General features: G+C 34.1%; 13 protein-coding genes and 2 pseudogenes. 7 read left to right on the plus strand and 8 right to left on the minus strand.

All coding sequences use genetic code 11. The annotated features are described in order from the left end of the window. Positions 1 to 35: 35 nt before the first annotated feature. Complete coding sequence (locus EPK97_RS12930; protein WP_162037034.1) at positions 36 to 581, plus strand: hypothetical protein; 546 nt, start codon at positions 36 to 38, stop codon at positions 579 to 581. A 63-nt stretch (positions 582 to 644) separates the two neighbouring features. Here EPK97_RS12930 and EPK97_RS12935 read toward each other — a convergent pair whose 3' ends face one another. Both EPK97_RS12935 and EPK97_RS12940 read right to left on the minus strand, forming a co-directional pair. After that, positions 645 to 845 carry a hypothetical protein gene (locus EPK97_RS12935; RefSeq protein WP_162037035.1) on the minus strand — a complete coding sequence of 67 codons (201 nt, stop codon included), beginning with the start codon at positions 843 to 845 and terminating at the stop codon, positions 645 to 647. Between the two features lie 15 nt (positions 846 to 860). Continuing rightward, complete coding sequence (locus tag EPK97_RS12940) at positions 861 to 1,133, minus strand: hypothetical protein (protein WP_162037036.1); 273 nt, start codon at positions 1,131 to 1,133, stop codon at positions 861 to 863. Between the two features lie 25 nt (positions 1,134 to 1,158). On the opposite strand from EPK97_RS12940, the pseudogene EPK97_RS21890 reads away from it, so the two are divergent. Both EPK97_RS21890 and EPK97_RS12950 read left to right on the plus strand, forming a co-directional pair. Then, positions 1,159 to 1,239 (plus strand): annotated as a pseudogene (locus EPK97_RS21890) (IS6 family transposase); the annotation flags it as partial. 255 nt (positions 1,240 to 1,494) lie between these two features. After that, on the plus strand, positions 1,495 to 2,031 hold the full coding sequence (locus EPK97_RS12950; RefSeq protein WP_162037037.1) for a hypothetical protein: 537 nt from the start codon (positions 1,495 to 1,497) through the stop codon (positions 2,029 to 2,031). Positions 2,032 to 2,608: 577 nt separating this feature from the next. Here the strand turns inward: EPK97_RS12950 and EPK97_RS12960 are convergent. Both EPK97_RS12960 and EPK97_RS21895 read right to left on the minus strand, forming a co-directional pair. Continuing rightward, positions 2,609 to 2,758, minus strand: a complete 150-nt coding sequence (locus EPK97_RS12960) for a hypothetical protein (protein ID WP_162037038.1) — start codon at positions 2,756 to 2,758, stop codon at positions 2,609 to 2,611. Between the two features lie 386 nt (positions 2,759 to 3,144). After that, a pseudogene (locus EPK97_RS21895) lies at positions 3,145 to 3,216 on the minus strand (sporulation protein YjcZ); the annotation flags it as partial. 258 nt (positions 3,217 to 3,474) lie between these two features. Here EPK97_RS21895 and EPK97_RS12965 point away from each other — a divergent pair. After that, positions 3,475 to 3,714 (plus strand): lamin tail domain-containing protein, encoded by a 240-nt coding sequence (locus EPK97_RS12965; RefSeq protein WP_162037039.1) that lies wholly within the window; start codon positions 3,475 to 3,477, stop codon positions 3,712 to 3,714. 25 nt (positions 3,715 to 3,739) lie between these two features. Here EPK97_RS12965 and EPK97_RS12970 read toward each other — a convergent pair whose 3' ends face one another. The 3 genes from EPK97_RS12970 to EPK97_RS12980 all read right to left on the minus strand — a co-directional run bounded on the left by EPK97_RS12970 (position 3,740) and on the right by EPK97_RS12980 (position 5,845). Then, entirely contained in the window at positions 3,740 to 4,696 is a 957-nt protein-coding gene (locus EPK97_RS12970) for a polysaccharide deacetylase family protein (protein WP_162037040.1), read from the minus strand. Positions 4,697 to 4,989: 293 nt separating this feature from the next. Next, positions 4,990 to 5,232 carry a hypothetical protein gene (locus EPK97_RS12975; RefSeq protein ID WP_162037041.1) on the minus strand — a complete coding sequence of 81 codons (243 nt, stop codon included), beginning with the start codon at positions 5,230 to 5,232 and terminating at the stop codon, positions 4,990 to 4,992. 1 nt (position 5,233) lies between these two features. After that, entirely contained in the window at positions 5,234 to 5,845 is a 612-nt protein-coding gene (locus EPK97_RS12980) for an N-acetylmuramoyl-L-alanine amidase (RefSeq protein ID WP_162037042.1), read from the minus strand. Positions 5,846 to 6,215: 370 nt separating this feature from the next. Here EPK97_RS12980 and EPK97_RS12985 point away from each other — a divergent pair, with 370 nt between their 5' ends. The 3 genes from EPK97_RS12985 to EPK97_RS12995 all read left to right on the plus strand — a co-directional run bounded on the left by EPK97_RS12985 (position 6,216) and on the right by EPK97_RS12995 (position 7,781). Next, positions 6,216 to 6,419, plus strand: a complete 204-nt coding sequence (locus EPK97_RS12985; RefSeq protein ID WP_162037043.1) for a YolD-like family protein — start codon at positions 6,216 to 6,218, stop codon at positions 6,417 to 6,419. Positions 6,420 to 6,941: 522 nt separating this feature from the next. Continuing rightward, a complete protein-coding gene (locus EPK97_RS12990; protein ID WP_162037044.1) occupies positions 6,942 to 7,490 on the plus strand; it encodes a hypothetical protein in 549 nt (182 codons plus the stop codon). Between the two features lie 63 nt (positions 7,491 to 7,553). Then, the gene (locus EPK97_RS12995) at positions 7,554 to 7,781 is read left to right on the plus strand and encodes a hypothetical protein (protein ID WP_162037045.1); all 228 of its coding nucleotides are present in this window, start codon (positions 7,554 to 7,556) and stop codon (positions 7,779 to 7,781) included. Between the two features lie 93 nt (positions 7,782 to 7,874). Here EPK97_RS12995 and EPK97_RS21525 read toward each other — a convergent pair. Further along, the coding region (locus EPK97_RS21525) for a hypothetical protein (RefSeq protein ID WP_205690262.1) at positions 7,875 to 8,061 on the minus strand (187 nt) is incomplete at its 5' end.

The following is an 8,061-nucleotide window of genomic DNA, read 5'->3' on the forward strand; positions in this document are numbered from 1 at the left end:
ATACATTAATAAAAACTAATAAAGGACGTGATTTCATGGGTGTTTTTGATGAGAGTATTTGCGATTGTTGTGTCTGTCCGATGCAGTGTGTTTTGGAACAGTTAATTGGAAAAGAAGTTGGGATAAATGTTAGCTCTTCTGGAGTAGAACTTTTTGTAATAATTCAAATAGAGGAAGTCAAAAACTTTATTGTTTCTGGAACAGATGAAAATGGTGTTAGAATCAATTTTCCTATTTGTAAAATAGTATCTGTTACACCACCCTCAGAAGCATTTCCCTTAAATTTAAAACCGATTCAAAAAAGTACAAAAGGAGAATGTGTCTGCTGTGAGGACCCCATAACGGATTTAGCTAACTCATTAAGTGGGCGGAAGGTAACAATATTTCCGTTTCCCGAAGATATAGTTACCATCTGTGAGGTAGGGGAAGGGATTGTGATTGTACAAAGCCAAGAAGACATGATAAAAATGGTTTTATCTAGTTGTTTCATTCTTTCAATTGTAGAAGGAGCAATTTTTGAAGGATTAGAGATATTACAAGCATCAAATTACTTGAAGAAGAGTATCAACAAAAACGAATGAGGGAGTTTTTAAAATTTTCATCAATTTAAAAAAGACACTACCTAAAGCCAGTGGGGATCACACTCATTTCCGCACTATATTCTTTGCACCACTCCACAACCCACTTGCAGCTAATCCCATGACAATATCAACTAAAATAGCTTGTTTTGGATCATCAGGAGATACATAAAAAATACCAGTTGCTACCCCTAATGTCATTTCACTTGTGTTAATGATGATATTCCCTGTACTTAATTCATAGTAAATCTTTCTTCCTGCATCCATTTATAGCCCTCCTTTTCATTCAACGGCAAACCAAGTAGCCTCATAAATCGCCCCAGAGGATACAGGCATTACTCCAGCTTTAAAACCATCACTCCATATTTCAATATTCGCAGATATTAATCTATCAGACCATGAACTTCCACTTTGATGCTCTTTATCATTCATATTTGGATGAATATATTCAAGTGAGTACCATGCAGCAAAACATTTACTACCATCTTGTGATGAACTAAAATCGGAAGATATAAAAATGAAGCTTGGTGTAAATGTTAAACCTTGAACAAGCAACTCGCCACCATCGGCATCTGAACCAAAAGGACAAGTTCACCCACAGGTGGAGTCTGCCCAAAATGAAGTTGAATTTATACATAAATTGTTTGGAATTGCATCATAAATAGTCAATAAAACGAAATGGTGGCTCTATGTCTCTATCAAAATGTTTTTGCACCAGAACCCTCTTTTTTAATCGTTTCAATGGCTTCTCCAGCAGTTGCTTTGTAATATAGATTTCGCTATTCATGTCGTGCATAGCGACTTTTTATGTGGATACCAATCTATTTTTCTTTTTTGTAGTGTGTTAACCCTATCCAAAATATTTTTACAAGTATATACTTATATTACAGAGAACAATCATGAAAGGAAGATGTATATGGATAGAAAAAGTAAAAAGAGAGGTAAGATATGTCCATTTATCCCTGCCTATTGTTATACTGTTTCTGAAACCAAACAAACACTTACTTCTCCCGACAATGAGGATCCTTTTAATCCATCTTTCACTGAAAATATAGTTCGGTTTACCACACAACCTCAAAATTGTAAAAATATTATTTTCCCCGATCCTGAAAATCAAAATACCTTTTTATTACAGTTATCAGGAGTATATCTTACGAAATGGATCATAACTCTCGTTAGTGATTCTTCCATTCCCGTATTGACGTATCTTACTACAGCACAAAATAGACTTTTTTCAGGCTCAATAAATACACGTGATGTGATGCCAGGAAACTTCAGTCAGCTAAGTGGACAGCATTTAGTAAAAGTGAAAGCTCCTATTCGCATACAATTGAGAGTTTCATCAATTAGTAATTCGATAGTGACACTACCAATTAGGAATGTAAACAATATTGGTTGTTCTATAAGTGCTTCTTTCATGATTAAAAGAATTGATGATTTCGCAAGTAAATAGCTTAATCGAAAGATTAATTATTGAAAAAGCGCATGGCTTATAACCGGTTCTGGTGCAAAAATAGTATGCTAGAAAAATAGAATGCCCATTCCCTTGTAGGCCTAGTAACAGGGTTACTGAAATCTATATCAAAACACGTATCAGAAGCTTTCTCCTAAAACTTGTTCTAGATTAGACGCCTTACTTGAATCTCATTCTGATGAAGAAACTGATGAGTTTTCCGATACAATTTTTTCTAAAGAAGAAAACAACGGTATCTTAGAGCACTAGAACTAATGCAGCTCCTTGTAGTAAGTCTACTTTAGAGAACCCCACTATATAATATAGTGAGGTTTACACCGTAGAGAGATAATAACGAGTGGATAGTAGTTTTACCAAGGAGCTATTATATCCTATGTTCAAACGTTTCATTTGGTATAGACAAGTGACTTGCTTGTTTGAAAATGCGCTATTTTACCATTTTATACAAAAAGGACCGCAAAAGGTCCCTGTGTTAAAAAATATTGAATGATATTTAATTCCATCCCCTATCATCCTCTTTCCTGAAAATTAAATTAGTAGGCTTTATATTCTGATTTTAATAAGCCGCAAATTGTACAACCTCTGGAGCCATTAAACGTATAGCACTATATCTACCTCTTATTGAAGCAACAAGGATGATAACTAAGAGAATGAATAGCACTAATACAATAGCAGCTCCAGTAGCAAATCCATTATATGAACCCATAAATATCAACCTCCTTTCAATATAAGTAATATATACTATGTTAAGAGAATCTACTTTGGTTGGACGGGTATCCTAGGGCAAGTACACATTTTTTCATAGATTAAAACCCCACTACATTCAATAGTGAGGTTTCCGTAGAGAGATTTTGCTATAGGAACTGCAATTATTGGTACTTAATGCATCATATGTTACGGTCTATAAGTCAGATAAGAATAAGTTGATATAGAGAAATAATCCCCCATTGGCTTATGTAGCTGGTGGTGCAGTTCTTTATAAAGAAAAAGAATTTATAAAAGCTTAAAACTTAAATATTCCTAGTATGCTGGACTTCCTCCCAAAGGAACGTTATCTGAAGAACCTAACAATGTCCATGCCCATGAACCAACTAAAATAATAACTAAAAGAATAAAGAGGACTAAAACAATACCAATACTACTACCGCCTCCGTGATAACCCATTAATACCCCCTCCTTTCAATATGAGTAATATATAATATGCTTAGAAATCTATTTTGTCTGGATGGGTATCCTAGGGCAAGTACATATTTTTCATAGTTTAAAACCCCACTACATAAAATAGTGAGGTTACCGTAGAGAAATATTATGAGCGCACACCCTCCTAAATCTAGGAGGTAATATATTCTATGTTCAAAACTTTATTTGGTATAGACAAGTGACTTGCTTGTTTGAAATTGTGTTATTTTACCAAGTTAAATAATGAGATGTGAGGAAGAATATATAACTATAAAGAATAGTGATAATACAGACAAGGATATGACTGGATGGAGTGTGTTAAGTGTTCAAGGGGATCAACGGTTTGATTTTCCTGAGTCGTATACGATTAATGCTGGGGAAGCAATAACAATTTGGTCAGGTGATTTCTCCAGGGGTATATGGTCTGTTGATCTATATTGGACAGAGCAAAACAAATCATACACTTTAAGGGGGACTTTTTAACCCTTATTAACTTTTCGTTCTATTTTTAAAGTTGAATTGGCTCCATACTCTCATTCAGCACCCCAAACCCATATCCATTCTCCACAAGATAATTTAATAACAAAGGTAAGTGTTGGAGTGTTTCAGGAATTTCATGTAAGAGTATAACAATGGGTTGTTTTGAATCTTCTTTTTGTTTTAATTGCTTGATAACATGATCCACATATAGTTCACTTCGAAACCTCCAATCTGAACTATCTATATTCCAATCCCAAAGCAGATAACTATTTTCACTTACTTCATCCATATATTCATCCGTCATAAACGGTTTGCTTCCATATGGAGTACGAATTAAAAAAGATGTAACTCCTGTAATTTCTTCTAAGGTTTGCTGGGCTATATTCATTTCATCTATAACAGTACTTTTAGAGGCATAAAATGAGTTTTTATTATGTGTTACACCATGCAAGCCAACGGAATGACCATCATCAACCATTTGCTGTACTGATTCAGCGTATTTTCTCATACCTGGTTCTAACATGAAAAATGTGGCTTTAACATCATACTCTTTTAATAGTTGTAAAATATCACATGAGACAGCTCTTGGACCATCATCAAAGGTTAAGTAAACCATTTTCTTATCTTCCTCTATCATTGCATTATTATCTGAATTGCCTTGCACCATATTTTCACTTTTATGATCTGTGATAGCTTCTGTTTTTTCAGTATTCAGGCTACTTTCTTCATTTTGAACAAACTGTGGGTTCTGTTCATTTAAATTATCGAGCTGAAGTACTACTTCTATCAGTATATTTTTTTCAGAACTAAAATTTGAATATCGTTGTATTGGATCACTTAAAGTAATTAGTTGTAAACTAGTAAAAATAAAAATGTTAACATTTAATAAAATTGCGATCCTCTTTATTTTAAAAAGTTTAGTGTTTCTCTTATTTATCTTCTGCTCTTGTATGTACCTTATAAGTAATTCTCGTTGTTGAAACATGAGCTTTCCCCATTTATTTGCTTGTGATACTGCCCCACCTTTTAGCAACGCAGATAGAGCAGTTGTTACAATAACATGTTTTTTCTTTAATCTCTCTTCGTGTACTATGTTTTGATATTTCTATTCACAGCTTAAGAACTTTTATTAAAATAAATTACAACTTGCGGGATAGCTTCTACATGCTTGTTGGATGCTATAGGACAGTCCTCCTAGTCTCTTGATTGAATGATAGGAACTTCTCTTAAATTACCACTCCCCTCACCAGCTAATTAAAAGCCAGTGGGGGATATTACTTACTTCTTCTGAAATGTGTTCTTCACCCCTGACCACAACCCACTAGCAGCAAGCCCCATGACAATACCAATCAATATAGCTTGTTTCGGGTCATCTGGAGCGATATAAAAAATACCAGCTACTATCCCTAATGCTAGAGATACAACCGGTTGTAATTTAGTTCCTAATCCTAATTGTTTTGCGAGCTGCACCAATGCCAAAATGATTGGAACAATCGCAATATCATAAGCTTGAAAATCCATTTTAATTCCCACCCTTCCATCTAGTTAATATCACGGCTAACTGTTCACGTGTAACGGGTTCTGTAGGTCTGAAAGTACCATCATCAAAACCTACCATTAAACCTTCTTCTACTACTTCTTCTATTGCGTCAACACTCCATCTTTCTTCTGAAATATCTTTAAATTTCCCCATTTCATCCATCTCCAGTAGTGCAAACACATCCTCTCTAAACTGATCTCTATCAAAATGTTTATCCCAAGAACAATTTTTTCCCTTTACAACGTGATGAGGCTGAACTTGATCTCTAGTAAAATTAAACTGTCTAACTATTGCAGCAGCAGTTTCAACCGCATTCTGATAGGTTTTATCATCTAACTTTTCATTTCGTGTTACCTTATCCGTACATATCTCCATCCCAATCCAATGACGGTTATAATGTCCTTGTGAACCGTCCCCTGCATGCCATGTATTTTCTTTGAAGGGGATATGTTGAATCGCTTGATCTGCGTCAACGGTGACATGCCAACCTGTTACGCCACTCTGCTCACTTTTTAAATATATAGCATGCATTTCTGCATTAGAACTCTTTTTCCAGTTGTTTGTAGTATGGAACAATAAACCCTGTGGTCTCATTGGGTTTTGAGGTCTGTTTTTATTTGACTTTGGAAGAGGCGAAACCCTTGGTACCAATGGTATCGGGGGTTTTTGTTTTTGGGGGTGAAATTAGTTTTTTGTCTCCTGGTTGTGAATGCCCCCGAAATGCCCCCATATTATTTTAAAATATGTTGTGTAAATTCCTCGAATCTATCCATATTTTGTTCTTCTAGCACTTGGATTCACCAAATTTCCCCATACTTATCACGCCCTTTTAGTTTTTAATAGTGTATTCAAGTTAGTATTATGATGAGTGGACGAATGTACTATACTTTAAATATGTGCTCTTGCATATACCTTTGTACCTCTTATATAATAAGAACAAATGTTCCATTAGAGGTGAATAAAAATGAAAGAAAACAAACTAACCGAAGGTTCAAACATGATGTGGGAAGCAAGCCGTATAATACTACCTGAACATAAAGAAGTCATAAATCGTTATCAAGAAGAAAGAAACAGAAAGACGAAACCAGTACTTGCAGAGGAAGAGGTTAATATCATATCTCAGTTGATCCACTTCCATCCCTCTACTTTTTGCTTCCAAAGTAAGTAACTCTGGTTTATAATGAATAGTCGTCACCCTAGCTCGTTCTTCTGTCTCTACTTCATAAAATAAAACCATAATAAAAAACCTCCATTTTCATTTAGTTCATATCTTTATAAAAAGTGAGGTTTCCGTAGAGAGATTCTATGAGTAGATAGTAGTTTTACCAGGAGCTGATAACAAGAATTTTTCCCCGATAGCACCACCAGCTACCCCGAATATAGAAACGACTATCAAACAGGTAAAGCAAAGGAAAAGGTAAAAGAAAAAGAATACAATTCACCAAAAACAATAAAGATTAAATCACATCACAAAGATAAAAAAAATGATAGTTTTATTCTTAATACCGAGGAAGAACAGGAATTATCCGATTATATTATTAAATCTTCAAAAGAACTATCTATTGAGAAATCTGATTATGTTGAGTCAATAGGATTTACAAAAGAATCTATTGAAGAACTCAAAAAGGAAATTTCTCAAATTAAAATGGATGTAGATTTATCTAGTATTATGGAATTGGAAAAAAATCTAGTGCAAATAGCAAGTCATGAAGGTAATTGCCCTGTTCGAAGTGGTGTTGTCGAAAAGTGTGGGGGATTTGATAATTATTATAATCATGATCTTTCAAGCTCAGAATTCACAGCTCAAGTTTTTGCTGATATTGACCCAAATAAATATTATAGAATAACTGGATCAACTGCTGGAAGCTCATTAAATGCAAATACCTTAAATGATTTTAAAGGATATATTGATGATTATGATGAATATTTCTTTGATGGTATGGATACTGAAGAAGCAATCCATGAACAAGAAGGTAAAGATTTCTTATGGACATTAGTAGGATTAGCAGTATTTATTGCAGGGTGGACAACGGGTCCAATTGGTTGGGTTGCAGCGTGTTCTCAACTTGTAGGTATGATTGGAGTTCTTGCTGGAATTACCAATACAAGTTATGCAACAAATCAAAGATTAACTTTCAGTAAAAGAACTGCTGAGATGTTGGAATCTGCAAGATATACTGCTCTATCTTCTACTAGTAAGTGGGAGAATGTAGATTATGATTATGTCAGAGGTTTTTAAAATACAAAATATAAAAGTGAACAGTACAGAATTTCTGTACTGTTTGTTTTAGGAGTGGTTGTTATGAGGAAGAGAGTTATCGTATTTCTATTACTTTCTTATTTATACTTTTTCTTTTTAACTATTGATTTTATTTATGAATTTTATTTCTCCAATGGTAATGCTGAATATACTGGACCATTTGGTAGTTTATTAAATTTATATATACTAAGATTTATAGGTAGTATTGCCTTTGTAATTGGCTCGACTGCTGTAGCATATAAAGAGATGAAAGATAGAAAAAATAGATGAGATGATCAGTTTTTCACTGAATAAAAAACATATCTTTTCCATACAAAAGAAGCATTTTATATAGGATTCTTCAGTTTATTTAAAAGGAGAATCTTAATCCCTAGTATTTGATCCTTGTTGAAAAGGAAATACGGCATCAATTTGACAAGTAGATAGAAGGCATTTTTCTGAAGGTCTGGATACTATTACAATACCTTCTCCAACCTGATTTACAATGCCTTCACAAATTCGTTGACCATTACAAGGAAATATTACCTCAACCGATTGTTCTATTTTGAAT

Origin of the sequence: Chengkuizengella sediminis, from assembly GCF_010078385.1 — a bacterium.
GTDB classification, from domain to species: domain Bacteria; phylum Bacillota; class Bacilli; order Paenibacillales; family KCTC-33759; genus Chengkuizengella; species Chengkuizengella sediminis.